General features: G+C 60.1%; 22 protein-coding genes. 15 read left to right on the forward strand and 7 right to left on the reverse strand.

Annotated elements, in window-relative coordinates; translation table 11 throughout:
* Positions 1–3: 3 nt before the first annotated feature.
* Positions 4–1,056, reverse strand: coding sequence for an NAD(P)-dependent alcohol dehydrogenase (locus tag BMZ46_RS03275; RefSeq protein ID WP_039770621.1), 1,053 nt, complete (start codon positions 1,054–1,056; stop codon positions 4–6).
* Positions 1,057–1,247: 191 nt separating this feature from the next.
* On the opposite strand from BMZ46_RS03275, the gene BMZ46_RS03280 reads away from it, so the two are divergent.
* A complete protein-coding gene (locus tag BMZ46_RS03280; RefSeq protein WP_074688074.1) occupies positions 1,248–2,138 on the forward strand; it encodes an AraC family transcriptional regulator in 891 nt (296 codons plus the stop codon).
* A 66-nt stretch (positions 2,139–2,204) separates the two neighbouring features.
* Here the strand turns inward: BMZ46_RS03280 and BMZ46_RS03285 are convergent, their stop codons facing one another.
* Positions 2,205–3,869: an electron transfer flavoprotein-ubiquinone oxidoreductase gene (locus BMZ46_RS03285; protein WP_074688072.1), complete on the reverse strand. Its 1,665-nt coding sequence runs from the start codon at positions 3,867–3,869 to the stop codon at positions 2,205–2,207.
* Positions 3,870–4,394: 525 nt separating this feature from the next.
* Between BMZ46_RS03285 and BMZ46_RS03290 the strand changes: the two genes are divergently transcribed.
* The 10 genes from BMZ46_RS03290 to BMZ46_RS03335 all read left to right on the forward strand — a co-directional run bounded on the left by BMZ46_RS03290 (position 4,395) and on the right by BMZ46_RS03335 (position 13,836).
* Complete coding sequence (locus tag BMZ46_RS03290) at positions 4,395–5,144, forward strand: electron transfer flavoprotein subunit beta/FixA family protein (RefSeq protein ID WP_007950859.1); 750 nt, start codon at positions 4,395–4,397, stop codon at positions 5,142–5,144.
* Between the two features lie 2 nt (positions 5,145–5,146).
* Positions 5,147–6,076 (forward strand): electron transfer flavoprotein subunit alpha/FixB family protein, encoded by a 930-nt coding sequence (locus tag BMZ46_RS03295; RefSeq protein WP_074688070.1) that lies wholly within the window; start codon positions 5,147–5,149, stop codon positions 6,074–6,076.
* An 81-nt stretch (positions 6,077–6,157) separates the two neighbouring features.
* Entirely contained in the window at positions 6,158–6,994 is an 837-nt protein-coding gene (locus BMZ46_RS03300; protein ID WP_074688068.1) for a substrate-binding periplasmic protein, read from the forward strand.
* A gap of 9 nt (positions 6,995–7,003) precedes the next feature.
* The gene (locus BMZ46_RS03305; RefSeq protein ID WP_170844868.1) at positions 7,004–7,360 is read left to right on the forward strand and encodes a DUF4398 domain-containing protein; all 357 of its coding nucleotides are present in this window, start codon (positions 7,004–7,006) and stop codon (positions 7,358–7,360) included.
* The gene (locus BMZ46_RS03310; protein ID WP_039770613.1) at positions 7,357–8,169 is read left to right on the forward strand and encodes an OmpA family protein; all 813 of its coding nucleotides are present in this window, start codon (positions 7,357–7,359) and stop codon (positions 8,167–8,169) included. Before BMZ46_RS03305 ends, BMZ46_RS03310 begins: the two co-directional genes overlap by 4 nt.
* A 201-nt stretch (positions 8,170–8,370) precedes the next feature.
* On the forward strand, positions 8,371–9,810 hold the full coding sequence (locus BMZ46_RS03315; RefSeq protein ID WP_039770612.1) for an aminotransferase-like domain-containing protein: 1,440 nt from the start codon (positions 8,371–8,373) through the stop codon (positions 9,808–9,810).
* A gap of 74 nt (positions 9,811–9,884) precedes the next feature.
* Complete coding sequence (locus BMZ46_RS03320) at positions 9,885–10,361, forward strand: translation initiation factor 2 (protein ID WP_074688066.1); 477 nt, start codon at positions 9,885–9,887, stop codon at positions 10,359–10,361.
* 166 nt (positions 10,362–10,527) lie between these two features.
* Positions 10,528–10,782, forward strand: a complete 255-nt coding sequence (locus BMZ46_RS03325; RefSeq protein ID WP_007950870.1) for a YkgJ family cysteine cluster protein — start codon at positions 10,528–10,530, stop codon at positions 10,780–10,782.
* Between the two features lie 41 nt (positions 10,783–10,823).
* Positions 10,824–11,429, forward strand: a complete 606-nt coding sequence (locus tag BMZ46_RS03330) for an START domain-containing protein (RefSeq protein ID WP_074688064.1) — start codon at positions 10,824–10,826, stop codon at positions 11,427–11,429.
* Positions 11,430–11,742: 313 nt separating this feature from the next.
* Positions 11,743–13,836, forward strand: a complete 2,094-nt coding sequence (locus BMZ46_RS03335) for an LTA synthase family protein (RefSeq protein ID WP_074688062.1) — start codon at positions 11,743–11,745, stop codon at positions 13,834–13,836.
* Between the two features lie 61 nt (positions 13,837–13,897).
* Here BMZ46_RS03335 and BMZ46_RS03340 read toward each other — a convergent pair whose 3' ends face one another.
* Positions 13,898–14,056, reverse strand: a complete 159-nt coding sequence (locus BMZ46_RS03340; protein ID WP_169432680.1) for a DUF3309 family protein — start codon at positions 14,054–14,056, stop codon at positions 13,898–13,900.
* A 256-nt stretch (positions 14,057–14,312) separates the two neighbouring features.
* Here BMZ46_RS03340 and BMZ46_RS03345 point away from each other — a divergent pair, with 256 nt between their 5' ends.
* From BMZ46_RS03345 to csrA, 3 genes are all read left to right on the forward strand, one after another.
* Positions 14,313–15,128 carry an SDR family oxidoreductase gene (locus tag BMZ46_RS03345; RefSeq protein WP_039770605.1) on the forward strand — a complete coding sequence of 272 codons (816 nt, stop codon included), beginning with the start codon at positions 14,313–14,315 and terminating at the stop codon, positions 15,126–15,128.
* A gap of 64 nt (positions 15,129–15,192) precedes the next feature.
* Positions 15,193–15,525 (forward strand): YnfA family protein, encoded by a 333-nt coding sequence (locus BMZ46_RS03350; RefSeq protein WP_007950874.1) that lies wholly within the window; start codon positions 15,193–15,195, stop codon positions 15,523–15,525.
* A gap of 138 nt (positions 15,526–15,663) precedes the next feature.
* On the forward strand, positions 15,664–15,849 hold the full coding sequence (gene csrA, locus BMZ46_RS03355; RefSeq protein WP_039770603.1) for a carbon storage regulator CsrA: 186 nt from the start codon (positions 15,664–15,666) through the stop codon (positions 15,847–15,849).
* Between the two features lie 6 nt (positions 15,850–15,855).
* Here csrA and BMZ46_RS03360 read toward each other — a convergent pair whose 3' ends face one another.
* From BMZ46_RS03360 to BMZ46_RS03375, 4 genes are all read right to left on the reverse strand, one after another.
* Positions 15,856–16,083 (reverse strand): YheU family protein, encoded by a 228-nt coding sequence (locus tag BMZ46_RS03360; protein WP_003192759.1) that lies wholly within the window; start codon positions 16,081–16,083, stop codon positions 15,856–15,858.
* 59 nt (positions 16,084–16,142) lie between these two features.
* Entirely contained in the window at positions 16,143–17,333 is a 1,191-nt protein-coding gene (locus BMZ46_RS03365; RefSeq protein ID WP_074688060.1) for an osmoprotectant NAGGN system M42 family peptidase, read from the reverse strand.
* A gap of 61 nt (positions 17,334–17,394) precedes the next feature.
* Positions 17,395–19,140, reverse strand: coding sequence for an N-acetylglutaminylglutamine synthetase (ngg, locus tag BMZ46_RS03370; RefSeq protein ID WP_074688058.1), 1,746 nt, complete (start codon positions 19,138–19,140; stop codon positions 17,395–17,397).
* Between the two features lie 3 nt (positions 19,141–19,143).
* Positions 19,144–20,916 (reverse strand): N-acetylglutaminylglutamine amidotransferase, encoded by a 1,773-nt coding sequence (locus tag BMZ46_RS03375; RefSeq protein ID WP_074688056.1) that lies wholly within the window; start codon positions 20,914–20,916, stop codon positions 19,144–19,146.
* A gap of 296 nt (positions 20,917–21,212) precedes the next feature.
* On the opposite strand from BMZ46_RS03375, the gene BMZ46_RS03380 reads away from it, so the two are divergent.
* The gene (locus BMZ46_RS03380; protein WP_074688054.1) at positions 21,213–26,045 is read left to right on the forward strand and encodes an NEL-type E3 ubiquitin ligase domain-containing protein; all 4,833 of its coding nucleotides are present in this window, start codon (positions 21,213–21,215) and stop codon (positions 26,043–26,045) included.
* Positions 26,046–26,062: the final 17 nt, after the last annotated feature.

A 26,062-nucleotide genomic window follows, 5' to 3' on the forward strand; every position in this document is an offset into this window, starting at 1 on the left:
GAATCAGAGCTTCAGAGTCGCCATGTCGATGACGAAGCGATACTTCACATCACCGGCGATCATGCGGGCGTAGGCTTCGTTGATCTGGCGGATGTCGAGCATTTCGATGTCGCAGCTGATGTTGTGCTCAGCGCAGAAATCCAGGACTTCCTGGGTTTCGGCAACGCCACCGATCAACGAGCCGGCCAGTACCCGGCGACCCAATACCAACTTGGCGGCGTGGACCGGCGGATCGATCGGTTCGATCAGCCCCACCAGTATGTGCACACCGTCGAAGCGCAGGGTGTCGAGGTACGGATTCAGATCGTGCTGCACCGGAATCGTGTCGAGCAGGAAGTCGAAACGACCGGCAGCGGCTTTCATCTGCTCTTCGTCGGTGGAGACGATCACGTGATCGGCGCCCTGACGACGACCTTCCTCGGCCTTGCTTGCCGAACGGGTGAACAGCGTCACTTCGGCGCCCATGGCCTTGGCGAACTTGATGCCCATGTGGCCGAGGCCGCCCATGCCGAGAATCCCGACCTTGTCGCCGGCCTTCACGCCGTAGTGCTTGAGCGGCGAGTAGGTGGTGATGCCGGCGCAGAGAATCGGTGCAGCGGCCGCCAGGTTCAGCTTCTCGGGAATGCGCACCACGAAGTGTTCGCTGACCACGATGCTGTCCGAATAACCGCCCATGGTGTTTGTTCCATCGACCCGGTCCGGGGTGGCATAGGTCATGGTCGGGCCTTCGAGGCAGTATTGCTCGAGGTTCGACTGGCAGGCTTCGCAGGTGCGGCAGGAGTCGACCATGCAACCGACGCCAACCAGATCGCCTACCTTGTGTTTAGTGACATTCGCACCGACGGCGGTGACTTTTCCGACGATCTCGTGGCCGGGCATCAACGGGTAAACGGCGATGCCCCATTCGTTGCGCGCCTGGTGGATGTCGGAGTGGCAGACGCCGCAGTACAGGATTTCGATGGCGACGTCGTCGGCCCGAGGGCTGCGGCGTTCGAACTTCATCGGGGCGAGGGGCGTGGTGGCCGTTTGAGCGGCATAGCCGATGGCGGTGTACATGTGAAACCTCGCAAAAGCAGTGACAAGTGAGGCGGCGCATTCTGGGCGCCGTACGCTTGTCCGGCCATGGCGATTCCTCCGGGTGTCATGCCTAATCCTCCGGCATGCGGGGTTGATCGGTCGCATTGGCAAAAGGATCTGCGATGATGCTTTTATCCCTTTTTCCATGATTTTTTCTGAAGAGCCACCCGATGCAATTGACCCGTCACCTTGATGCCAACGCTACCCTGGTTTCGCTGATCGAACCGCTGGCGCTGCGCGATGGTTACAGCCAGACCGGGCTGCCGGGCGTGCAGGTGTTGCGCGCCAGTTGCGACGTCGCCCGTGGCCCGCACATTTATGAGCCGAGCCTGATGATCATCGCCCAGGGCAGCAAACTGGCGTATCTGGGGCCGCGCACCATGGAGTACGGCGCCGGGCATTACCTGATTCAGGCCTTGCCGGTGCCGTTCGAGTGCGAGACCTATGCGTTGCCGGATGCGCCGTTGCTCGGCGTATCGGTGGCGATCGACCGGGTGCTGCTCGGTGAACTGGTGCTGGCCATGGGGCTGGCGCCAGGGCGGCATATTCCGGCGCAGACCCCGGAGTCGATGACCTCGGTGGTGCTCGACGATGACATGCGTGGTTGTGTCGAACGCTTGCTACGTTGTCTGCACGATCCGCTGGAATGCCAGATTCTCGGCCCGGCGCGGGTGCGGGAGTTGTTGTTCGTCGCGTTGCGCGGACCTCAGGCTGATGTGCTGCGCGCGCTGGTCGAGCAGCAGGGGCAATTTGCGAGGGTGGCGGCTTCGATCAGTCATCTGCATGCGCATTACACCGAGCCGTTGAATGTCGAGACATTGGCCGGTTGCGCGAACATGAGCGTGTCGACCTTTCATGAGCATTTCAAACGCAGCACGTTGCTGTCGCCGGTGCAGTATCTGAAGCGTTTGCGTTTGTTGAAGGCGCAGACGTTGTTGATCGCCGAAGGACTGGGAGTGGCGCAGGTGGCGCATCGGGTGGGGTATCAGAGCACGTCGCAGTTCAGCCGCGAGTACAAACGTTATTTCGAACGCAGTCCGGGAGATGAGCGCGCGGCATGATTCCCGACAAATCGCGGGCAACAAAAAGGCCCCCTTTTCGGGAGCCTTGATGTTCAGCGATTCGACTTACATGTTCGGGTAGGTCGGGCCGCCGGCGCCTTCCGGCGCAACCCAGGTGATGTTCTGCGAAGGGTCCTTGATATCACAGGTCTTGCAGTGCACGCAGTTCTGGGCGTTGATCTGGAAGCGTTTCTCGCCGTCTTCCTTGGTGATCACTTCATACACGCCGGCCGGGCAATAGCGCTGCGCCGGTTCGTCGTACAGCGGCAGGTTCTTCGCCAGCGGAATGCTCGGGTCGGTCAGCTTCAGGTGGCACGGCTGTTCTTCTTCATGGTTGGTACCGGAGATGAACACCGAGCTCAACTTGTCGAAACTGATCTTGCCGTCGGGTTTCGGGTAGTCGATCTTCTTGCAGTCGGCCGCGAGCTTGAGGCAGGCGTAGTCCGGCTTGGTGTCGTGCAGGGTGAACGGCAGTTTGCCGCCGAAGATGTTCTGGTCCAGCCAGTTGAAACCGCCGCCGACGATGGCGCCGAACTTGTGGATCGCCGGGCCGAAGTTGCGGCTGGCGAACAGCTCCTCGTAGAGCCAGCTCTTCTTGAAGGCGTCGACGTAGGTGGTCAGTTCTTCGGTGCCGTCCTTTTCTGCGAACAGCGCGTCGGCCACGGATTCAGCGGCGAGCATGCCGGACTTCATCGCGGTGTGGCTGCCCTTGATCTTGGCGAAGTTCAGGGTGCCAAGGTCACAACCGATCAACGCGCCGCCCTTGAAGACCATTTTCGGCAGCGAGTTCAGGCCACCCTTGCAGATCGCGCGCGCGCCGTAGCTGATGCGCTTGCCGCCTTCCAGATATTGCTTGAGCACCGGGTGATGCTTGAGGCGCTGGAATTCGTCGAATGGCGACAGGTAGGTGTTGCTGTAGGAAAGATCGACGATCAGACCGACCACCACCTGGTTGTTTTCCAGGTGATAGAGGAAGGAGCCGCCGGTGTTCTCGGTGCCCATGATGTCCATCGGCCAACCGGCGGTGTGGACCACCAGGCCTGGCTGGTGTTTGGCCGGGTCGATTTCCCAGATTTCCTTCAGGCCGATGCCGTAGTGCTGGGCGTCGGCTTCGCTGTCCAGGTTATAGCGCTTGATCAGTTGCTTGCCGATATGGCCACGGCAACCTTCGGCGAACAGCGTGTATTTGCCACGCAATTCCATGCCCGGAGTGTACAGGCCTTCTTTCGGATGACCTTCGCGGTCGACACCGAGGTCGCCGGTGATGATCCCGCGTACCACGCCGTTTTCATCGATCAGCGCTTCCTGAGCGGCGAAGCCCGGGTAGATTTCCACGCCCAGGTTCTCGGCCTGCTGAGCGAGCCAGCGGCACAGGTTGCCGAGGGAAATAATGTAGTTGCCTTCGTTGTGCATGGTCTTGGGCACAAAGAAATCAGGGATTTTTTGCGCGCTTTCGGCGTTTTTCAGCACGAAGATGTCATCGCGGGTGACGGGCGTGTTCAGCGGGGCGCCGAGTTCTTTCCAGTCCGGGAACAGTTCGTTCAGGGCCCGTGGTTCGAATACGGCACCGGACAGGATGTGTGCGCCGACTTCGGAGCCTTTTTCGACCACGCAGACGCTGATTTCCTTACCGGCTTCGGCGGCCTTCTGCTTCAGACGGCAGGCGGCGGACAGGCCAGCGGGGCCGGCACCGACGATGACCACGTCGAATTCCATGTATTCGCGTTCCACAGGCTATCTCCTACTCAAGGCTCAACAGTTTTTTTTCTAATTTGGAGGTTCGGTGTCGTATCCGTTATTGCCTTTACGTTAACGTCAAGGGTAATAATGGGCAAACCACCTTTCTCTCTAGGCGGCGCATTATATCTACACCACTCTGAGCGTCCAATACAAACGTTTGTTTGAATCGGCTCCAGCCCAGAGAAATCAAAGAAGCGCGGCTTATGACAGGGCATTTTGGCGTATTGACCAGAATGGGCGTTCCGGTCAAGATACGGGCGGTTTTGCGCTCGCCGTAGGCTGAATGGTGGTTTCAAGAGCACCTCTAAAGACAGGGCGTAGGCGGTAACCGGTGATGCGCAGCGCAGGTTCGGCGCGCAGTTTACACACCGCGAAGCGGCATGACTCGTCGGTCACGACTGACGAACGGTCATCCCGCTCAGCCGGCGTTTTTAGAGGTGCCCTTGTGCCCGATGAGCATCAACCGCCAGGTTCGCCTAGGCGACTTTCTTTTCACCGGAGAGTAACGAGGAATCCATGAAGGTTCTTGTAGCTGTCAAACGCGTTGTGGATTACAACGTCAAGGTTCGCGTCAAGGCGGACAATTCCGGCGTAGACCTCGCCAACGTCAAGATGTCGATGAACCCGTTCTGCGAAATCGCAGTGGAAGAAGCCGTACGCCTGAAAGAAAAAGGCGTTGCGACTGAAATCGTCGTCGTCTCCATCGGCCCGTCCACCGCTCAGGAACAGCTGCGTACCGCACTGGCTCTGGGTGCCGACCGCGCCATCCTCGTCGAATCCGCTGAAGACCTGACTTCCCTGGCCGTGGCCAAGCTGCTCAAGGCCGTGGTCGACAAGGAACAGCCTCAGCTGGTGATCCTGGGCAAACAGGCCATCGACAGCGACAACAACCAGACCGGCCAGATGCTCGCTGCACTGAGCGGCTACGGTCAGGGCACTTTCGCCTCGAAAGTCGAAGTCTCCGGCGACAGCGTTGCCGTGACCCGCGAAATCGACGGCGGCGCGCAGACCGTTTCGCTGAAACTGCCGGCGATCGTCACCACCGACCTGCGTTTGAACGAGCCGCGCTACGCGTCCCTGCCAAACATCATGAAAGCCAAGAAGAAGCCTCTCGAGACGCTGACTCCGGACGCTTTGGGCGTTTCCACCGCCTCCACCAACAAGACCCTGAAAGTCGAAGCGCCGGCTGCACGCAGCGCGGGCATCAAGGTCAAGTCGGTGGCTGAACTGGTCGAGAAACTGAAAAACGAAGCGAAGGTAATCTGATCATGACTATCTTGGTAATCGCCGAACACGACAACAAGGTGCTGGCTCCGGCCACCCTGAACACCGTGGCTGCCGCTGCCAAAATCGGCGGCGACATCCACGTTCTGGTTGCCGGCCAGGGCGCTGGCGCCGTGGCTGAAGCCGCTGCGAAAATCGCGGGCGTGAGCAAAGTCCTGAATGCTGATAATGCCGCTTACGCGCATCAGTTGCCGGAAAACGTTGCTCCGCTGGTGGCCGAACTGGGAGCTGGCTACAGCCACATCCTGGCTGCCGCTACTTCCAACGGCAAAAACATCCTGCCGCGCGTTGCTGCCCAGCTGGACGTTGACCAGATCTCCGAGATCATCTCGGTAGAAAGCGCTGACACCTTCAAGCGCCCGATCTACGCCGGTAACGCCATCGCTACCGTGCAATCGACCGCTGCGATCAAAGTGATCACCGTGCGTGCCACCGGTTTCGACCCGGTCGCCGCTGAAGGAGGTTCGGCTACCGTTGAATCGGTTGCCGCTGCTCACAACGCCGGCACTTCCAGCTTCGTCAGCGAAGAGCTGGCCAAGTCCGATCGTCCTGAGCTGACCGCTGCCAAGATCGTCGTTTCCGGCGGCCGCGGCATGCAGAACGGCGACAACTTCAAACACCTGTACGCCCTGGCCGACAAGCTGGGCGCTGCCGTCGGTGCTTCCCGCGCCGCGGTCGACGCAGGTTTCGTACCGAACGACATGCAGGTCGGTCAGACCGGCAAGATCGTTGCGCCACAGCTGTACATCGCGGTCGGTATCTCCGGCGCGATCCAGCACCTGGCCGGCATGAAAGACTCCAAAGTGATCGTTGCGATCAATAAGGACGAAGAAGCGCCGATCTTCCAGGTGGCCGATTACGGCCTGGTGGCGGATCTGTTCGAAGCCGTACCCGAGCTGGAGAAGCTGGTCTAATCCGGCTGCTTCACTTATAAAGAGCCCGACCTTTTGGTCGGGCTTTTTTTTTGTCCGGGATTTGAGTGGGAGCGTTTCGCCATGGATCTGCATCGTCGGTTGAGCTGCTCGTGGTTGCTGGGGCTGGCATTGTTGCCGGGCTTGTCAGTGGCGGCGGGCAAGTGCGAGCGGCTGGTTGTCACCGGCAGCCCGGATGCGCCGCCATACCTCTGGCAGGATCCGCAGAACCCCAAACAACTGATGGGTGCCAGTGCCGATCTGCTGAAGCAAGTGGCCCAGGAGCTGGGGATCAAAGTCGATCTGCTGTACGCCGGCAAGCGTTCCCAGGCCCTCGACGAAGTGCGCAGCGGACGTATGGACATGCTGGCCGACGCGCCGCTGACCTTCAATGAGCTGGAAAACCTCGACTACATTCACCCGCCGTTGCTGGAAAACGATTACCTGGTGTGGACACGCAAGGGCTCGACGCTGGTTTACAGCGAAGCCAAGGACCTGCACGGGCATACCGGAGGCTTGTCGGAAAAGTCTCGAATGACCCCGGCATTCGGCACTTTCGCCGAGCAGCAATTGACCCTGACCCGTACGGCAAACCTGACACAGGCGTTTCAGAAACTTCTGCTGGGCGAGGTGGAATATGTACTCGCCGGTCGCTACTCAGGCATGGCGGCCGCGCAGGCACTGGGCATGGCCAATGATCTGCTGGCTTTTGAACAACCCATCGACCGCCCCGGTCTGTTCCTGGCGGTTTCGCACAACTCGGCCTGCAACGATCCGTGGTTGCGCGGACAGCTGGCCAAAAAGATGACAGAATTGCCCGCGTCCGGCCTGACGGAAGCCGCGCTGCAACGCAACATCGAGCGCTGGAAGGCGCAGCAGCAACAGCCGCCGCAACCACCTGTCAGCGCCCCAAAACAGTAGGGATTCTTAGTGAGTAATCGACTTCTTTTCGCGGCCATGGCCGTTCTGGTCCTGGCCGGTTGCGCCAGCGATCCGGCACCCAACGAACAAATGCGCCTGACCGAGCAGGCCCTTGAGCAAGCCAAAGCCGTGGGCGCCACCGCCGAAGACGTGCCGGAAATGAAACTGGCCGAGGACAAGTTCAACCGGGCCAAAGGCAGCATGGCGGGTGAGTCTTACAAGAATGCGCGGATGCGCTTCGAACAGGCCGAACTCGACGCGCGCCTGGCGGAAGCCAAAGTCCTGACTCAGAAGAGCGAAGAACAAGTGAACGTGCTCAACACCCGCATCGTCCGACTGCGCAAGCAACTGGGGGATGCCCAATGAGCCTGAAGTCCAAAGCCCTGGGCACTTTGATCCTCGCCGGTTGCGCCAGCCTTTACGGCTGCGCCGGTCAGCACAGCGAATCGGCATTGCAGCAGGCCAGCGCCGACTTCCAGAAGGTCAAGGAAGATTCCAACGTGCTGCGTATCGCGCCGAAAGACGTGATCCGCGCCGGTGAATCCCTGGCCCGTGCCGATCGTCTGTCGACGTACTGGGGCAGCGGCTCGGACGTGGTGCATTACGCCTACCTGAGTCAGCGCTACAGCGAAATCGCCCGTGAGCACACCAACCAGGTCCTCAACGAAGAGCGGGCAGCGAAACTGGAACTTGAACGCCAGCGCCTGCAACTGGCCCTGCGCGAGTCCAAGCTGCTGAGTGTGCAACAGCAGGGCAAATGGCTGGAAGAACAGATCGTTGCACTGGCCACTACCCAAACCGACCGTGGTCTGGTGATGACCCTGGGTGACGTGCTGTTCGACACCGGTGAGGCCGAACTGAAAAACTCGGCGAACCGCGTGGTACTGAAGATCGTACAGTTTCTGCAACTGAACCCGAAACGCGTCGTGCGCATCGAGGGCTACACCGACAGCACCGGCGGCAAGCAGGAAAACCTCAAGCTTTCCCGCGACCGCGCACAGTCGGTGGCCGACGTGTTGACGGACCTGGGCATCGACGAAAAACGCATTCAGGTCGAAGGTTACGGCGACGAATACCCGGTGGACGCCAATGCTTCCGAACGTGGGCGTGCGCAGAACCGTCGAGTGGAAATCGTGTTCTCCGACGAAAAAGGCCAGCTCGGCGCCGCCCGCTGAGGGTGGCGTTACTGGAAAGCCCGGGCTGTCAGGCAGCACCGGGCTTTTTTACGTCTGTCGATTACCTCACAAAGCAGTACAGATTTAACCGACACAGCACTGTATGGTTGACTAATATGGCAACTGTCCCAGTACACTTCCAAACTGTTCCGGTATTGTTTCACACAAGAATAAAACGCCCGTGAAATCGAGTGCTGCGTCATGACCAATCTCTTGCTCTACCAACGTATTGCTCAACAGCTGGCCGAAGATATCCGCCGTGGCGTCTATCAACCGGGCGAGCGCGTGCCTTCGGTGCGCAAGATGAGTTCGCAGCTCAACGTCAGCCATGCCACGGTGTTGCAGGCTTACGCCAATCTCGAGGATCAGGGCCTGATCCGCGCGCGACCGCAGTCCGGCTACTACGTGCACCAGACTCCCGCACTGACCGCGCCCACACCGGACATTGCCCGGGTGGAACGGCCAGGCCTTGTCACCCGCAGCAGCATCATTCAGCAAGTATTGGTCGAATCCCGTCGTGAAGGCGTGTTCCCGCTGGGTGCGGCGGTGCCGAGTGTCGATTATTTGCCGGTGCGCGCCCTGCATCAGCAGTTGGCCAAGGTCACCCGGTTTCACAGTCCCAGGGCGTTCAGCTACATGTTCAGCCCCGGTTTCGAGCCGCTGCGCCGGCAGGTGGCGATCCGCATGCGCGATGCAGGCGTGGTGGTTGATCCCTCGGAAGTGGTGATCACCCACGGTTGCGTCGATGCATTGCAGATGTCGTTGCGGGTGCTGACTCGCCCCGGCGACCTGATCGCCGCCGAGTCACCGACCTATTACGGACTGCTGCAACTGGCGGATCTGCTGGGCTTGAAGGTCATCGAGATCCCCAGCGACCCCGCCACCGGCATGAGCCTCGAAGCCCTGCAACTGGCGGCGAACCAATGGTCGATCAAGGCGCTGGTGCTGACCACGCGCCTGAGCAATCCACTCGGCGGCACCATGCCCGAAGAGCGGCAGAAACAACTGCTGCGCCTGGCTTCGGACTTCGATATCCAGATCGTCGAAGACGACATCTACGGCGAGTTGATGTTCGAGCAGGGCCGCACCAAGTCGCTCAAGGCCTACGACCGGCTCGACCGGGTGATCTATTGCTCGAGTTTCTCCAAGACGTTATCGCCCGGTGTGCGCATCGGCTGGATGATCGCCGGCAAGTACCAGCAGGAAATCCAGCGCTTGCAGACTTTCAGCACCCATTCCGCGTGCAGCGTCACCCAAATGGCTATCGCGGCCTACCTGGAAAACGGCGGCTATGACCGGCATTTACGGTACATCCGCCAGGAATACCGGAAAAATCTCAGCGCATTCCAGCTGGCGGTTCAGCAGCACTTTCCCGAAGGCACACAGATGACCCGGCCGACCGGCGGATTCATTCTGTGGGTCAGCCTGCCGGGACGGGTCAACACCCAGGAATTGCACGTGCGGGCGCTGCAACAGGGCATCAGCATTGCGCCGGGGTTGATCTTCAGCAACACCGAGCAATTCAACCACTGCATCCGGTTGAACTGCGGCATCCCGTGGAATCGCGAGGCGGAACGGGCGCTGATGACCCTCGGCATGTTGGCAACGCAGCTCTGCCAGGAGATGGCCGGCGGATTTTGAAACAATGGCGGAGCTTGTCATGTGACGTCCAACAGGCGAGCATATGGCCCTCTGCCGTTAGCTTCGTTGGGTTCATGAAAGCGAAATTTTCTGCCGCCTGGGTTGTGCTCTGCCTGCTGATGATGGGTCAGGTCCCTGGCGCCATGGCGGCGGCTCAGGAAAAGACGCCGGCGACTGCCACGGCAAAAAAACCGGTCACGGCCAAGAAAACCGTTCCAGCGAAAAAAACACCGCAGAAAAAGGCTGCTCCCGCCAAGAAGCGCGCCCCGGTAGCCTCCAAGTCGAAATCGGCGAAGGAGGTGGCCAAGACGCCGCTGCCGCCTGCGAAGCTCGATTTGAGCCTGCCGAAAGACATGGTTCAGGAATTGAAGCCTCCCGGTTCCGTGACGCTGCCCAAGCGTGAGCCGATCCTGCCGCAGATGTTCGGCGACAAGAACAGCGGGTTCCAGCTGAACGGCCGTTTGCTCAGCAACGAAATGCAGCTGCAACTGCGCAATGAGGAGCGCCGGGAAGTCGAAGGTGCAGCACTGGATTTCGAGTTCAAGCAATAAATCTTCCCCATCGGTGACCCGCAGACCAGACGCTTTGTCGGAGACTGGTCAGTCACTTTCGTTTCTGCGTAAAAACCCCGGTTCAGGCAATTTAAAACAGCCGTTTAAGCGGTTACCCTGTTCCGCGTCCCTTTAACACATTGCCCGCTGCGAGGAACGCGTCGTCATGAAATGCCGTGAAGGCTGTGGCGCCTGCTGCATTGCCCCTTCCATCAGTTCACCGATTCCAGGCATGCCCGATGGCAAACCTGCCGGTGAACGCTGCGTGCAGTTGTCGGTCGATAACCTGTGCAACATTTTCGGCCGACCGGAACGCCCGGCGGTCTGTTCAGGATTCAAGGCCGATCCCGAAGTCTGCGGCAGCAGCCAGGAAGACGCGATCAGACTGCTCGGCTGGTGGGAGCAGATGACGGCGGCGTGATGTGTCAAACGAACGGAACTTCAACAATAAGGAATAAGACTATGGGTTCGCTGCATCGTATCGCTGTGTTGTGTGGTTTGACTGCCGTGCTGGCCACCTCGGCCGCCCAGGCTGAAGACTGGAAAGTCGCCAAGAACGAGGACGGCATCAAGGTCTCTCTGAGCGAAGTGCCGGGTTCGGACTACAAGTCTTATCAGGGCGTGACCATGATGAAGACCACCATCGCCAAACTGCGCGCCTTGCAGGAAGACGTTTCCGGTGCGTGCGCCTGGATTCACGAGTGCAAGACCCAGAAACTGCTCAAGCACGAAGGCGACCAGAGCTGGACCTACACCCAGTTCAATACGCCATGGCCGGTTACCCCGCGCGACTCCATCCTGCATGTCACCACCGTTGAAGGTGCCGATGGCAGCCTGACCCGTAATCTGGAAGGCGTGCCGAAATACCTGCCTGACGAAAAGGGCTTTGTGCGGGTCGCTCAGGTCAAAGGCTTCTGGAAGTTCGTGCCAAAGGGCGATCAGGTTGAAGTGACCTATCAGGTTCACACCGAGCCGGGCGGCAGCGTGCCTTCCATGATCGCCAACAAGTTTGTGGTCGACGCACCGTTCAATACCCTGAAAGCCTTGAAAGAACGCGCCGAGAAGTAAACATCGCGTTCATCTGTAAACGCCCCGAAGAACTCGGGGCGTTTTGTTTTGCAGGTTTATTGTGTTTCCGGATATGCGTTGAACGAAATTTTCACAAAGTCTCCAAGACAATTCGCCCGCGCTGTTTGTACCTGTCCCGCCGCGCTGTGCCTTGAATGAAAGTGTCCGGCAGCGGGTACTAATCAATGGCAATGCCGCCGGTGATCGTGCAACATTTGCGCTCCGCGCAAGCCCCGGGGCCTGGAATGGTCAACAGAGGGCAGGGCGCAGCTGAATTTTTGCAACTTCAACTTCCAATGGGTCCTAAAACGACATGGCAAACCCGGACGCCCTGAGTCAGCAGCGATCTTCCAGTCGCCTGCTGCAACCGACCGTCAAATCGCATCTGGCCTACACGCTTCTGTGCGCGCTGGTCATGATGGTGATGTTTTCCGTGCTGCGCCTCGCGCTGCTGGTCTACAACCGCGAGATGATCCTCGACACCCCGGCCTCGACTTTCCTCGAAGCCTTCGCCAACGGCCTGCGCTTCGATATTCGCCTGGTGGTGTATGTCTGCATTCCGCTGGTGCTGGCGTTGTTCAGTGCCCGGGCCATGGCAGCGCGCGGGTTCTTCCGTCTGTGGCTGACCGTCGCTTCGAGCATCGCGCTGTTCCTCGGCCTGATGGAGATGGACTTCTATCGCGAGTTCCACCAGCGCCTCAACGGCCTGGTGTTCCAGTACGTGAAAGAAGACCCGAAAACCGTGATGAGCATGCTCTGGTACGGTTTCCCGGTGGTGCGCTACCTGCTGGCGTGGGCCGTGGGCACGCTGATCCTGACCCTGGCGTTCAAGGGCGCCGATCGTCTGACCCGTCCGCGTGGCCCGTTCAGCGGCGGTAACGTCGGCACCCGTCAAGTGGCGCCATGGTATGCGCGTCTGGCGGTATTCGTGGTGTGCCTGCTGATCTGCGTGGTCGCCGCTCGCGGCACCCTGCGTCAAGGCCCGCCGCTGCGCTGGGGTGACGTTTACACCACCGATTCGAACTTCGCCAACCAGCTCGGCCTCAACGGCACGCTGTCGCTGATCGCGGCGGCCAAGGACCGGATGGGCGAGGATCGTGACAACATCTGGAAAGCCACGCTGCCGCAGGATCAGGCGCAGAAAGTGGTGCGCGAGATGCTGGTGATGCCGGACGACAAACTGGTGGATGCCGATATCGCCGCCGTGCGTCGTGAATACACGCCGCCTGCCGACAAGACCCTGCCGATCAAGAACGTCGTCGTGATCCTGATGGAAAGCATGGCCGGTCACTCGGTGGGCGCACTGGGCGCGCCGGGCAACATCACGCCGTACCTCGACAAGCTGTCGAAGGAAGGCCTGCTGTTCGACCGCTTCTTCTCCAACGGCACGCATACCCACCAGGGCATGTTCGCCACCATGGCGTGCTTCCCGAACCTGCCGGGTTTCGAATACCTGATGCAGACCCCGGAAGGCAGCCACAAGCTGTCCGGCCTGCCGCAGTTGCTCAGCGCTCGCGACTATGACGACGTGTACGTCTACAACGGTGACTTTGCCTGGGACAACCAGTCCGGTTTCTTCAGCAACCAGGGCATGACCAACTTCGTCGGCCGTAACGACTTCGTCAACCCGGTGTTCTCCGATCCGACCTGGGGCGTGTCCGACCAGGACATGTTCGACCGTGGTCTGGTGGAGCTCAAGGCGCGGGAAAACGGCAAGCCGTTCTATGCGCTGCTGCAGACCCTGTCCAACCACACGCCGTACGCCTTGCCGACGCCGTTGCCGGTCGAGCGCGTCACTGACCGTGGCCCGCTCAACGAGCACCTGACCGCCATGCGTTACGCGGACTGGGCGCTGGGCCAGTTCTTCGAGAAGGCCCGCAAGGAGCCGTACTTCAAGGAAACGCTGTTCGTCATCGTCGGCGACCACGGCTTCGGCAACGAGCGTCAGATCACCGAAATGGATCTGGGCCGCTTCAACGTGCCGATGCTGATGATCGCACCGGGCATCCAGGAAAAATTCGGTACCCGTGACCACACCGTGGGCACTCAGATCGACATCGTACCGACCATCATGGGTCGCCTCGGTGGGGAAGTGCGCCATCAGTGCTGGGGCCGCGATCTGCTGAACCTGCCGCAGGGTGACACCGGTTTCGGTGTGATCAAACCGTCGGGCAGCGAGCAGACTACTGCCATCGTCACCGCTGACCAGATCCTGGTGCTGCCGAAAGAGAAGGAAATGGCGCCGAAGATCTATCAATACGAACTGGGTGCAAACCCGCACGCCGAAGTGGTACCGGATGCACCGCGCACTGCCGAGCTGAAACTCAAGCTCGAAGCGTTCCTGCAAACGGCGACCAAGAGCCTGATCGACAACACCGCCGGTGTGGTTAACGGCAAGCCGGACTGATCAGTCGGCACAATAAAAAAGAGGCCCTTCACAGGGCCTCTTTTTTTTGTCGGTCAAACAGTTATATCCGACCGAGTAACAACAGCACCAACAGGACTACCAGCACTACGCCGATAATGCCCGAAGGGCCATAACCCCAACTTCTGGAGTGCGGGAAGACCGGCAGACCACCGATCAGCAACAGGATCAGGATGATGATTAGAATTGTGCCCATGTCTATTTCCTTGTTGATAGTGTCTGTGAAGTCTTGGTGTTCAAGGGCAGCTGGAAGTTGAACTAAATCCAGCCGGCTTACAAATTCCGACTGGTGCGCATGAAAGAAAATTCAATGTTTTTTTAAGGTATTTGGCTCGCTCGCTTATTTCGTTTGTTGTCGCGGTTTGCCCTCGCCATTCAGCAATCTGATGGAGCGTGGGTCGCTGCGTATCCTTCGCTACACTCCGCGCATCTTCCCCGGAACAACAAGGCTGTCTGCTATGCAAAATCGCATGATGATCACTGGCGCGGGCTCTGGCCTGGGTCGCGAAATCGCGCTGCGCTGGGCGCGTGAAGGCTGGCAACTGGCCTTGTCCGACGTCAGCGAGCCCGGTTTGCAAGAGACCCTGAAATTGGTTCGCGAGGCCGGTGGCGACGGCTTCATCCAGCGCTGCGACGTGCGCGATTACAGCCAGCTGACGGCGTTCGCCCAGGCCTGCGAAGTGAAACTTGGCGGCATCGACATCATCGTCAACAACGCCGGTGTGGCCTCGGGCGGTTTCTTCAGCGAGCTGTCGCTGGAAGACTGGGACTGGCAGATCGCGATCAACCTGATGGGCGTGGTCAAGGGCTGCAAGGCGTTCCTGCCGCTGTTGGAGCAGAGCAAGGGCAAGATCATCAACATCGCCTCGATGGCCGCGCTGATGCAGGGCCCGGCGATGAGCAACTACAACGTGGCCAAGGCCGGAGTGGTGGCGCTGTCGGAAAGCCTGTTGATCGAACTGGCCCAGCAGGAAATCGGTGTGCATGTGGTCTGCCCGTCGTTCTTCCAGACCAATCTGCTGGATTCTTTCCGTGGCCCGACACCGGCGATGAAAGCCCAGGTCGGCAAGTTGCTGGAAAGTTCGCCAATTACCGCCAGTGACATTGCCGATTACATCTACAAGCAGGTCGCAGCCGGCGAGTTCATGATCCTGCCCCACGAACAAGGGCGCATGGCCTGGGCGCTCAAACAGAAGAATCCGCAGTTGCTGTACAACGAAATGACCGCGATGGCGGAAAAGATGCGCGCCAAGGCCAAACAGAACAACGGCTGAACTTGCCCGGGGTTCGCCGCATCGTTAGGGTGGCCGCAACAGTCACCCTGACGAGATGTCTTGCATGCTCAATTACCTGTGGTTCTTCCTCGCCGCGCTTTTCGAAATCGCCGGCTGTTTCGCGTTCTGGATGTGGCTGCGCCAGGGCAAGAGCGCCTTGTGGGTGATCCCGGCACTGATCAGTCTGACTCTCTTTGCGCTGCTGTTGACGCGCGTCGAAGCGACCTACGCCGGTCGCGCCTACGCCGCTTACGGCGGCATCTACATCATTGCTTCGATTGGCTGGCTGGCGGTGGTCGAGCGCATCCGCCCGTTGGGTTCGGACTGGATCGGTGTAGCGCTGTGTGTGATCGGGGCGAGTGTGATCCTGTTCGGGCCGCGGTTTTCCGCGAGCTGAATATTGCAGGCCTGAAGGAAACGTCTGAAGGCTGGCGCGCCTTGGCGCGTAGGGAATGACTGAATTGCCCGGCATGCATTGTAGGGCGCTCGAAAGCCGCGCATCTTCAAGGCTCGCAAACCTTGAAGGACACCTCCCATGCTTGTACTCAGCCGTGTTGTCGGGGAACTGATTTCCATCGGCGACAACATCACTCTGCGCGTTCTGGCGGTCAACGGATCCAGCGTGCGGTTCGGCGTCGAAGCGCCGGAGCAGATCGGCGTGCATCGCGCCGAGGTCTACGAACGGATCCAGCGCAAACAGGCCAGCGGCAAGGGCCGCTGACCGTTTTCAGTCGAACAGGTGCTTGGGCACGTCGTGCTTGAGCATCAACTGGCATTGCTCGCTTTCCGGATCGAAGACAATCAATGCCTGGCCTTTGGTCAGCGCCTGGCGAACCCGCAGTACGCGGGTTTCCAGCGGCGTATCGTCACCGTTGTCGGTACCGTCGCGGGTGACGAAATCCTCGATCAGGCGGGTGAGGGTGTCGACTTCGAGCGCGTCGTAGGGAATCAGCATGGGCACCTCGGCTAAATCAATGTCGGGATGCTACGGCGAATGATCGACGAGGGCCAGACTCAACTGTCCGAGCGTTGCCCCACCAGACTGTCCACCGACGGCACACGGGTGTCACTCTCCATCTGCGTTTCGTGTTCGATCTGATGGCTGAAGCGGTCCAGTGACCCGGTGGCCGGTTGTGCATCGCTGGCGAACACCGGCGGACTCAGAATGTACGCCCCCAGCAAACGACTGAGCGCCGCAAGGCTGTCGATGTGCGTGCGTTCGTAGCCGTGGGTCGCGTCGCAACCGAAGGCGAGCAGTGCGGTGCGGATGTCGTGACCGGCAGTCACCGCCGAGTGGGCGTCACTGAAGTAATAGCGGAACAGGTCGCGGCGCACCGGCAGTTCGTGCTCCCCCGCCAGGCGCAACAGGTGCCGAGACAGGTGATAGTCGTATGGCCCGCCGGAATCCTGCATCGCAACGCTCACCGCGTGTTCGCTGGAGTGTTGGCCCGGCGCGACCGGGGCGATGTCGATGCCGACGAATTCGCTGACGTCCCACGGCAAGGCTGCCGCCGCGCCGCTGCCGGTTTCCTCGGTGATGGTGAACAGCGGATGGCAGTCGATCATCAGTTCCTGACCGCTGTCGACGATGGCTTTCAGTGCTGCCAGCAGCGCGGCGACACCGGCTTTGTCGTCCAGATGTCGGGCGCTGATGTGGCCGCTTTCGGTGAACTCCGGCAATGGATCGAAGGCCACCACATCGCCGACACTGATGCCCAGCGAATCGCAATCGGCGCGGGTCGCGCAGTAGGCGTCCAGACGCAGCTCGACGTGATCCCAGCTGATCGGCATCTCATCCACGGCCGTGTTGAAGGCATGCCCGGACGCCATCAGCGGCAACACGCTGCCGCGAATCACGCCGTTGTCGGTGAACAGGCTGACGCGGCTGCCCTCGGCGAAGCGGCTTGACCAGCAGCCCACCGGCGCCAGGGTCAGACGCCCGTTGTCTTTCACCGCGCGCACGGCGGCGCCGATGGTGTCCAGGTGCGCCGACACTGCACGGTCGGGGCTGTTTTTCTTGCCCTTGAGGGTGGCGCGGATCGTGCCGCGACGGGTCATCTCGAAGGGAATGCCGAGTTCTTCCAGACGTTCGGCGACATAACGCACGATGGTGTCGGTGAACCCGGTAGGGCTGGGAATGGCGAGCATTTCCAGCAGGACTTTCTGCAGGTAATTCAGATCCGGTTCGGGAATTTGGATGGTCATGGAAACTCCTGTTGCGGGGCGTCATTCGCGCGTTGAACGCGGGAATGACGCTGAAGAGAGATCAAACGGCCGGCTGACTGTGCGGAAACAACAGATCGACAAACCGCTCGGCTGTCGGTTGCGGCTCATGGTTGGCAAGACCCGCCCGCTCGTTGGCTTCGATGAACACGTACTCTGGTTGATCCGCCGCCGGCACCATAAGGTCGAGCCCGACCATGGGGATTTCCAGCGCCCGGGCCGCGCGCACGGCGGCCTCGGCCAGGGTCGGGTGCAGAATCGCCGTGACGTCTTCCAGCGTGCCGCCGGTGTGCAGATTCGCCGTGCGCCGCACGAACAGATGCTCACCGGCCGGCAGGATGCTGCTGTAGTCGTAACCGGCCGCGTGCAGGGTGCGTTGGGTTTCGTGGTCCAGCGGGATTTTGCTTTCGCCGCTGGTGGCTGCTTGCCGGCGCCGGCTCTGGGCTTCGATCAGCGCGCCTATGGAATGATGACCGTCGCCGACCACTTCCGCCGGCCGGCGAATCGCCGCTGCAACCACCTCGAAACCGATCACCAGAATCCGCAGGTCGAAGCCTTCATGGAAGCTTTCGAGCAATACGCGAGTGTCGAACTGCCTGGCCGCTTCGATGGCCTGCTGCACTTCCTCGATGGTCTGCAGATCCACCGCCACGCCTTGGCCCTGTTCGCCATCCAGCGGTTTGACCACCACTCGCTGGTGTTCATCGAGGAACGCCAGATTGTCGTCCGCGTTCCCTGCCAACTGCTGCGACGGCACATTCAACCCGGCGGCTTTCAACACTTTGTGGGTCAAGCTCTTGTCCTGGCACAGGTTCATGCTGATGGCGCTGGTCAGGTCGCTCAGTGATTCGCGGCAACGCACCCGGCGCCCGCCATGACTGAGGGTGAACAGCCCGGCATCGGCGTCATCCACTTGCACGTCGATGCCACGTCGATGGGCTTCCTCGACGATGATCCGCGCGTAAGGGTTGAACTGCGCCTCCGGGCCGGGGCCGAGAAACAGCGGCTGATTGATGCCGTTCTTGCGCTTGATGGCGAACGTCGGCAGGTTGCGAAAACCGAGTTTGGCGTAGAGGTTTTTAGCCTGGCGGTTATCGTGCAGCACCGACAGATCGAGATAGCTCAGGCCGCGGCTCATGAAGTGTTCGATCAGATGACGCACCAGCACTTCGCCGACCCCGGGGCGCGAACACTGCGGATCGACCGCCAGGCACCACAGGCTGCTGCCGTTTTCCGGGTCGTTGTAAGCCTTCTGGTGATTGAGGCCCATGACGCTGCCGATCACCGCGCCGCTGTCGTCGTCTTCCGCCAGCCAGTACACCGGGCCGCCCTGATGGTGCGGGGTGAGCAAGGTGGCGTCGATCGGCAGCATGCCGCGCGCCTGATACAGCTGATTGATCCCCTGCCAGTCCGCGTCACTTTGCGCACGACGGATGCGGAAGCCGCGAAACACGCGGGTGGCCTGACGATAATCGCTGAACCACAAGCGCAGGGTATCGGACGGGTCGAGAAACAATTGAGTCGGTTCCAGCCCGAGAATCTGCTGCGGCGCGGCAACGTACAAAGCAATGTCGCGCTCCCCCGGCTGCTCGTTGAGCAGTTCCCGGGCAAGGCTTGCCGGATCGGGGAAGGTGTGACCGATGAGCAATCGGCCCCAGCCGCAATGCACCGCGATCGGTTCGGCGGCAGGCTCGCTGCCATCTTCGGCCAGGCGCGCCTGCAAGCGTTCGTAGGACGGCGTCTGACCGCGCAGCAGGCGTTGGCTGTAAGCCGTGGCGTGAGGTTTCATCGATCAGATTCCTTGTTCGCTGAGCCACAGGTTCAGGGCTGCCAGTTGCCACAGTTTGGAACCGCGCAGAGGCGTGAGTTGACCTTGTGGATCAGTGAGTAATTTGTCGAGCATCGCCGGGTTGAACAGGCCGCGATCCTGACTCGGGTCGAGCAGCAGTTCGCGCACCCAGTTCAGAGTGTCGCCCTGCAAATGCTTGAGTCCCGGCACCGGGAAGTAACCTTTCTTGCGGTCGATCACCTCGCTCGGAATCACCTGTCGCGCGGCTTCCTTCAGCACCTGCTTACCGCCGTCCGGCAGTTTGAACTGGCCCGGAATGCGAGCCGACAATTCCACCAGTCGATAGTCGAGAAACGGCGTGCGCGCCTCCAGGCCCCAGGCCATGGTCATGTTGTCGACGCGTTTGACCGGGTCGTCCACCAGCATCACCGTGCTGTCCAGGCGCAGAGCCTTGTCGACCGCCGCATCGGCGCCAGGCTGTGCGAAATGTTCCTTCACGAAGTCGCCGGCGGCGTCATTGGCAGTCAGCCATTTCGGCTGCACGGTCGCGGCGTAATCGTCGTAGCTGCGGTCGAAAAACGCTTCGCGATAAGCCGCATACGGATCGGCCGCGCCGTCGACTTGCGGATACCAGTGATAACCGGCGAACAACTCGTCGGCGCCCTGGCCGCTTTGCACAACCTTGCAGTGCTTGGCCACTTCGCGGGACAGCAGATAGAAGGCGATGCAGTCGTGACTGACCATCGGCTCGCTCATGGCGCGGAACGCCGCGGGCAGTTGCTCGATGATCTCTTTTTCGTCGATGCGCAGTTGATGGTGCTGGGTGCCGTAGTGTTTTGCGATCAGGTCTGAGTACTGAAACTCGTCACCGCGCTCGCCACCGGCATCCTGGAAACCGATGGAAAAGGTCGAGAGGTTTTCCACGCCGACTTCGCGCAGCAGACCGACGAGCATGCTCGAATCGACGCCGCCGGAAAGCAGTACGCCGACATCCACCGCTGCCCGTTGGCGGATCGCCACGGCTTCGCGGGTGCTGTCGAGCACGCGGTCACGCCAGTCTTCCAGGGTCAGGTTTTTCTCGTCGTCGTGTGGGCCGTAGGGCAGGGTCCACCAGGTTTTCTGCTCGGTGGTGCCGTCCGCTTCAATGCGCATCCAGCTCGCGGGTGGCAGCTTTTCGATGCCTGCCAGCAAGGTGCGCGGCGCAGGGACCACGGCGTGGAAATTCAGGTAATGGTTGAGCGCCACCGGATCGAGGATCGGGTTGATGTCGCCGCCCTTGAGCAACGCCGGCAGGGCCGAGGCAAAGCGCAGGCGCTGACCGGTGCGCGACAGGTACAGCGGCTTCACACCGAGACGGTCGCGGGCGATGAACAGGCGCTGGGCATCGCGCTCCCAGATGGCGAAGGCAAACATGCCGTTGAGTTTCGGCAGCAGCGCCTCGCCCCAGGCGTGATAACCCTTGAGCAGCACTTCGGTGTCGCCGCCGGAATAGAACGCATAACCCAGCGCTTCGAGTTCGGCACGCAGTTCCGGGAAGTTGTAGATCGCGCCGTTGAAGGCCAGGGACAGGCCCAATTGGCTGTCGATCATCGGCTGCGCCGAGCCGTCCGACAAGTCCATGATTTTCAGGCGTCGATGGCCCAGGGCAATCGGCCCCTGGGCATGAAAGCCCCACGCGTCGGGGCCGCGAGGCGCCAGGTGATGGGTGATTCGCTCGATGGCTGCAAGGTCTGCAGGTTGTTGATCAAAACGTAACTCGCCAGCTAATCCGCACATAAGGTCCTTACCGGTTTTTCCGTTGGGGAAGGTGTCGCAGTACCGCGCCGAAATGGCCGGTACTCAGAAACTGACCCGGCTGGGATGTGGGAGTTTTAGAACGATCAGTTATAAGTGCATCGGCCTGACCGATGGGCCATTAGCTTCCCGCTTCAGTTCATGGGTAGTAGATAAATATTGAAAACATGCAGATGTCTGCTTGTTTGCCGGCTTGATCACGTAGTTTTTCGTGTTTTTTTTCCAAGGGCCGGACCGGTAGGGTAATTGTTCCGAAGCGCAATAAAGGAATATTGCCCATGTCGAGTACGAAGTCGGACACCCCGACACCGTTGACCCAGAAACAGATACTGAGTTTTTTGCTGGAAGCTACCGGCGATCTGGATACTGCCCAGGCCTTGCAGAAAATCCTGCCCCCCAGCCTTCTCAAAGGTTCCAGCTCTACACTCGCCACGCTGGACCAGACCGCGCGTGAGTTACACGCCGCTCAGGCGGAGGTCGAAGCCGATCTTGGCCGCTTGCAACCTTTGAACAGCTTTTGCGCCGCGCTGTTGACCAGCGCCCTGAAAGCGCGCTGGCCAGTGCAGTTTGATGTCGAAAAAGACTACCTGGAATTGCCGGGGGACTACTGCGGCTGTGAGCCCGTCACCCCGCCCGGCGGAGGACCACCGGTCACGCCGCCGGCAACCCCGACGCTGCTGGAAGCGGCGATGCAGAACTTCACCAAGCGTGAGGCGCAGGATGATTTCTTCCCCACAGGCAGTGTGGTGCGCATCTCTGGACAGCCTGCAGGGATTGCGGGACTGACACCGACAGCGTTCGCCGCACTCTGTCGTGAGCTCGATCTGGGGAAGAAATACCAACAGCATTTTCAGCAGGTTTTCGGCATCAGTGAGGTTGATGGAAAACCGGTTGCCACCGGTCCCATGGTCCGCGACATCACTGCCCTGAAAAAACAGTTGCTGCAACTGGATCTGCATCTGGCGCTATTGAAAGAGCACATCAGCCAGGACGCGTACGAAAGTCTGGAGCGCCTGCTCGCGGCCGGGGGTATCGCTGATGCAAAAAGCCTGAACTACAAGGGCCGGCCGTTGATCATGCAAGGCATCGAACTGCTCGACTGTTGCATCTGGGGTGTCGTGGTATTTTCCGAGCGCTCGGTCGAGTCGGACCCGGATCAATGGTGCTTGGTGTACATGCCCGGCGAGCCCTCTCAACCGTTGTACGAGTATGCGAGTTTCTCGGCGTTCCTCGTGTACCTGGAATACCAATTGGGGATGGCCAGTTACAGGAGCTACTTCACTCATTGCATCGGCGAGGTGGACAAGGCGGATTTCTTCAAAAACTTCGCGGACGCTCGCAGCCTGGATCGCGCCAAATATTTGCCGATCAACGTTTCGCTGCTCGACTTCATGTACCAGAGCCATATCGGCAAACTGCAGATCGATGCTCGCGCGCTCGCTGTACCGACCGCCGATGTGGATGAAGAGGCGCGCAAGAAGCGCCTGCTCGAGTATCTGGAAATCGGCCTGACGGTCGCCAATGTGGCCGGGATTTTCATACCGGTCGTAGGGCAACTGATGATGGGTGTTGCCGTGGGGCAAATGCTTGCGGAAGTTTATGAGGGCGTTGAGGACTGGTCGCGGGGAGATCGTGAGGAGGCGTTTTCACACCTGCTCAGCGTGGCTGAAAACATCGTGCTGATGGTCAGCGTGGGGGCCGGTATCAGGGGATTGAAAACACTGGCGATCAAGACGGTGCGCAAGCATCCGGATTTCTTCCAGCCGTTCATGGCCATATTGGACCGTGACGGTCAGCCTCGATTGTGGAAACCGCAGTTACTCGGTTATGAACAGCCGCTTCCGACAGGTGCCGAACCAGAACCCGATACTGCAGGCTTGTTCCGGGCGAACGACAAGCAGTTTGCCCATTTCGACAATCGGGCTTACGAGGTAGCGCTGGAGCCTGCATCCAATACCTGGGAAGTCCGACACCCTGTGCGTGCACAGGCTTATCAGCCGGTATTGAAGCGCAATGATCGCGGAGGCTGGCGTCATGACTTCGAACAGACCGAGCGCTGGAGCGGGGCGTACACGCTCAAACGCATTGATCCTGGTCTTGAGGGTTGGGAAGACAGTCGTCTGGAGATGGCCCGTCGGTTGACCGACACCCGGATCGATGAACTGCATCGCCTGAGCGATGACAACCGGCCGCTACCTCCTCGCCTGCTGGACATGATCGAGCGTTTCAAACTTGAGCGCAGAGTGCGCGACTACATTGCCGCCATGGAGCGTGGCGAGGCGAGCGATCGGCGTTACGTCAACGAACAGCTGCATGCATTACCCCGGCTTGCCAACTGGCCGGCCGATCGCTACGTCAAAGTCGTGGATGAACAAGGGCGGATCACCGCGACCTATCCGCCCGGATCGATTGACGACGATACCGTGAGCGTCATTGTGAAGCATGCGCGACTGGAGAAGGGCGAGCTGCTGCAAGCGGTCATCGATGTTCTGCATCCCAAAGAAGTGGATGCCTTGGTGGGGGCTGACGTAGCCCCCGCCGATGCCAGTCAGCAGTTGGCGAAAGTGATCGGGGCGGCGATCAAGGCCGATCGAAGGTCGACTTTCGACCATCTCTACAGCCGATACGATCAAGACGTTGCCGGAGAATTGCTCAAGTTGCGCAGGGCCTTTCCCGATTTGCCGGTGCGCGCTGCCCGAGAGCTGCTCAAACGGACGCCAAGCGTTGAACGGATGCACCTGCGCAGCACCGGGCGGGTGCCCATGGGGTTGGCGCAGCGGGCGCGTCAGGCTTTGAGCGATGGGCGAGTGGATCGGGCATTGGCAGGTTTTTACCTGGCCGACATTGCCAATGCCGATACCGGGAAACTGGCGATCGGTTTGCTACCCCGTCTTGCTGGTTGGGATCCTGAGTTCTATCTGGAACTGCGGGCGAAATCCTTGAGCGGTCAGGTCCTGGAAACGCTGGGCGAAAAACCGCTGGTTACGTCGAGTTCATGCACGCTGGTCAGACTCGACAATGGTTACGAAGTGTTTGGCAGCGACAGGAAGTCACTCGGCAAGATCGCGTCCGGACCGGAAGATTTCTATCAGGCGATTCTCAAAGGTCTTTCAGCGCAGCAGCGCAAGGCCATCGGATTTGTGCAACCGACGCCGGAAAATGGCGGGCGCCTGCGCGGCAAACTGTTGGAGAGTGCTCTGGATGAACGTGAGGCATGCGCCCGGGTGTTGGCAGGCGGTCAGGGGCAAACGGAGACCGCCGAGCCTGTGTGCACGCCTGCCGACTCTCCCGCCGGGTCGAACACTCATTCGCGTCGTTTATTGCGGCAGGTGAAAAAGCTCTATCCCTTGTTTACCGACGTACAAGCCAATGAGTTTCTTGACCAGTTGGGTAGCGACCATCTGACCAGGGCGATCCGGGTTCGGCAGTTGCGGGAGGATCTGAGCCGACTACAGGGCGTGATGGATACCTGGATCCAGGATGAGGCAGCCATGAAGGCCCTGGGCGGTGATCTGAACGAAATTCGTGAATGCCGGCAAATCGTTGCGTTTGAAATCGAAGACTGTTTTCGCCGTTTGATCTCCCTGCCCGATGACGCCGGGCGTCTCGTCTATGGTTTGAAGCTCGATGGCATGCGCTTCGGCAAGTTTCCGACCTTGCCGGTCGGTTTGACCTTTGATCATGTCAGGCAATTGTCTCTGCAAGACATGTTGCTGGATGACGATGCCGCTTATTTCCTCAAAGCGTTCACGAACGTCGAGTCCCTTGAACTGGATCGCAATAAGATCACCCGATTGCCCGAGATCATTTCGCATATGCCGAACCTCAGGCGGCTGAGCCTGGCCGGCAATCGGCTTCAACTCACCGAGCACGCCCTGGTGAAGCTGGCCGGGTTGCGCACCTTGCAAAGACTGAATCTGAGCGGGAACCCCCTCGGCGCTACGGTGGATGTGGGCAACCTGTTCGATCTGACTTACCTCTCCTTGCGTAATACCCGCGCCACGGAGCTGCCAAAAGGCCTGCAGTTTCTACCCAATCTGGATCGGGTGGATCTGCGGGATAACGAAATCCGTGAACTGCCTGCCTGGCTTTTTGAAACGCCCAGACGCTTCAGTGAAACGATCAATTTGCGGCGTAACCCGATTTCCGAAGTCAGCCGAACGTACCTTGAAAACTACCGCACGACGGTCGGCGTCGGCATGGGTTACCTGGATAACGATATCGCGCGACTGGACGAAAACCAGGCACGTACGATCTGGCTGACCCAAACGGGAGGAGAAAAGGGCTCCCGGCATCTGCAGATGTGGAACGCACTCAAGGATGACCCAAGGGCCGAAGGCCTGTTCGCGCTGCTGGCGGAGTTGGGCAATTCCGCCGAGTCAGCCAATGTGCGCGAGGATATGCACCGGCGGGTCTGGACGGTTCTGGATGCAACGCAGACCGATGCCGAATTGCGGGAGCAGATTTTCGATCTGGCGGCCAACCCGATCAATTGCACGGACAATGCGGCGTTGAACTTCAGCCACCTGGAAGTTGCAGTGCACGTCCACCATGTGACCCGTGGTCCCAGGGGGCAACGCCCTTCGACGAAGGCGCTGATGAGGCTGGCGAGGGGACTGTTCCGGCTTGAGCAGATTGACCGGATCGCCGCGGAACACGCGCAGGTCCGTGCGGCACCTGACCCGCTGGAAGTGACCCTTGCCTACCGCTCCGGTCTGGCGCAGGCACTCGAATTGCCCGGGCAACCTTCGCACATGCATTACGCCTCACTCGCGGAGGTGACAGGGGCGGATCTGGTGGAGGCCATCAATCGAATCCAGACTGCTGAACTGTCTCCCGAGTGGCTGGCGTTTCTGGTTCGCCAGCCTTGGTGGAACGAATACATGAAAAGCAGTTTTGCCCAACAGTTCGACGATGCGCGCGCGCCTCACCAGGAAGAAGCCCTTGCGTTGTTCGAGAAAGCCGAAGAACTCAGCTCGGCCGACTATCTCAGCGAAATGAACCTGTGTGCCGCCCGGCAGGAACAGACGGAAAGCGCCTTGCTCGAGCGGTTGACCGAGCAAGTGCTACGACTGGTCGAGGGCAATGTCTGCCTGTTGCCCGGTGGTTGATTCCAATCCCGGACTCG

The sequence above is a fragment of the Pseudomonas sp. NFIX49 genome, assembly GCF_900115915.1.
GTDB classification, from domain to species: Bacteria; Pseudomonadota; Gammaproteobacteria; order Pseudomonadales; family Pseudomonadaceae; genus Aquipseudomonas; species Aquipseudomonas pharyngis.

What these genes read in the sequence shown, in the direction of transcription:
- csrA (WP_039770603.1), top strand. Translation starts at nt 15,664, where the DNA reads ATGCTTGTACTCAGCCGTGTTGTCGGGGAACTGATTTCCATCGGCGAC.
- BMZ46_RS03275 (WP_039770621.1), bottom strand. Translation starts at nt 1,056, where the DNA reads ATGTACACCGCCATCGGCTATGCCGCTCAAACGGCCACCACGCCCCTC.
- ngg (WP_074688058.1), bottom strand. Translation starts at nt 19,140, where the DNA reads ATGAAACCTCACGCCACGGCTTACAGCCAACGCCTGCTGCGCGGTCAG.
- BMZ46_RS03315 (WP_039770612.1), top strand. Translation starts at nt 8,371, where the DNA reads ATGACCAATCTCTTGCTCTACCAACGTATTGCTCAACAGCTGGCCGAA.
- BMZ46_RS03375 (WP_074688056.1), bottom strand. Translation starts at nt 20,916, where the DNA reads ATGTGCGGATTAGCTGGCGAGTTACGTTTTGATCAACAACCTGCAGAC.
- BMZ46_RS03320 (WP_074688066.1), top strand. Translation starts at nt 9,885, where the DNA reads ATGAAAGCGAAATTTTCTGCCGCCTGGGTTGTGCTCTGCCTGCTGATG.
- BMZ46_RS03360 (WP_003192759.1), bottom strand. Translation starts at nt 16,083, where the DNA reads ATGCTGATTCCCTACGACGCGCTCGAAGTCGACACCCTCACCCGCCTG.
- BMZ46_RS03350 (WP_007950874.1), top strand. Translation starts at nt 15,193, where the DNA reads ATGCTCAATTACCTGTGGTTCTTCCTCGCCGCGCTTTTCGAAATCGCC.
- BMZ46_RS03280 (WP_074688074.1), top strand. Translation starts at nt 1,248, where the DNA reads ATGCAATTGACCCGTCACCTTGATGCCAACGCTACCCTGGTTTCGCTG.
- BMZ46_RS03300 (WP_074688068.1), top strand. Translation starts at nt 6,158, where the DNA reads ATGGATCTGCATCGTCGGTTGAGCTGCTCGTGGTTGCTGGGGCTGGCA.
- BMZ46_RS03295 (WP_074688070.1), top strand. Translation starts at nt 5,147, where the DNA reads ATGACTATCTTGGTAATCGCCGAACACGACAACAAGGTGCTGGCTCCG.
- BMZ46_RS03330 (WP_074688064.1), top strand. Translation starts at nt 10,824, where the DNA reads ATGGGTTCGCTGCATCGTATCGCTGTGTTGTGTGGTTTGACTGCCGTG.
- BMZ46_RS03310 (WP_039770613.1), top strand. Translation starts at nt 7,357, where the DNA reads ATGAGCCTGAAGTCCAAAGCCCTGGGCACTTTGATCCTCGCCGGTTGC.
- BMZ46_RS03335 (WP_074688062.1), top strand. Translation starts at nt 11,743, where the DNA reads ATGGCAAACCCGGACGCCCTGAGTCAGCAGCGATCTTCCAGTCGCCTG.
- BMZ46_RS03365 (WP_074688060.1), bottom strand. Translation starts at nt 17,333, where the DNA reads ATGACCATCCAAATTCCCGAACCGGATCTGAATTACCTGCAGAAAGTC.
- BMZ46_RS03345 (WP_039770605.1), top strand. Translation starts at nt 14,313, where the DNA reads ATGCAAAATCGCATGATGATCACTGGCGCGGGCTCTGGCCTGGGTCGC.
- BMZ46_RS03290 (WP_007950859.1), top strand. Translation starts at nt 4,395, where the DNA reads ATGAAGGTTCTTGTAGCTGTCAAACGCGTTGTGGATTACAACGTCAAG.
- BMZ46_RS03325 (WP_007950870.1), top strand. Translation starts at nt 10,528, where the DNA reads ATGAAATGCCGTGAAGGCTGTGGCGCCTGCTGCATTGCCCCTTCCATC.
- BMZ46_RS03380 (WP_074688054.1), top strand. Translation starts at nt 21,213, where the DNA reads ATGTCGAGTACGAAGTCGGACACCCCGACACCGTTGACCCAGAAACAG.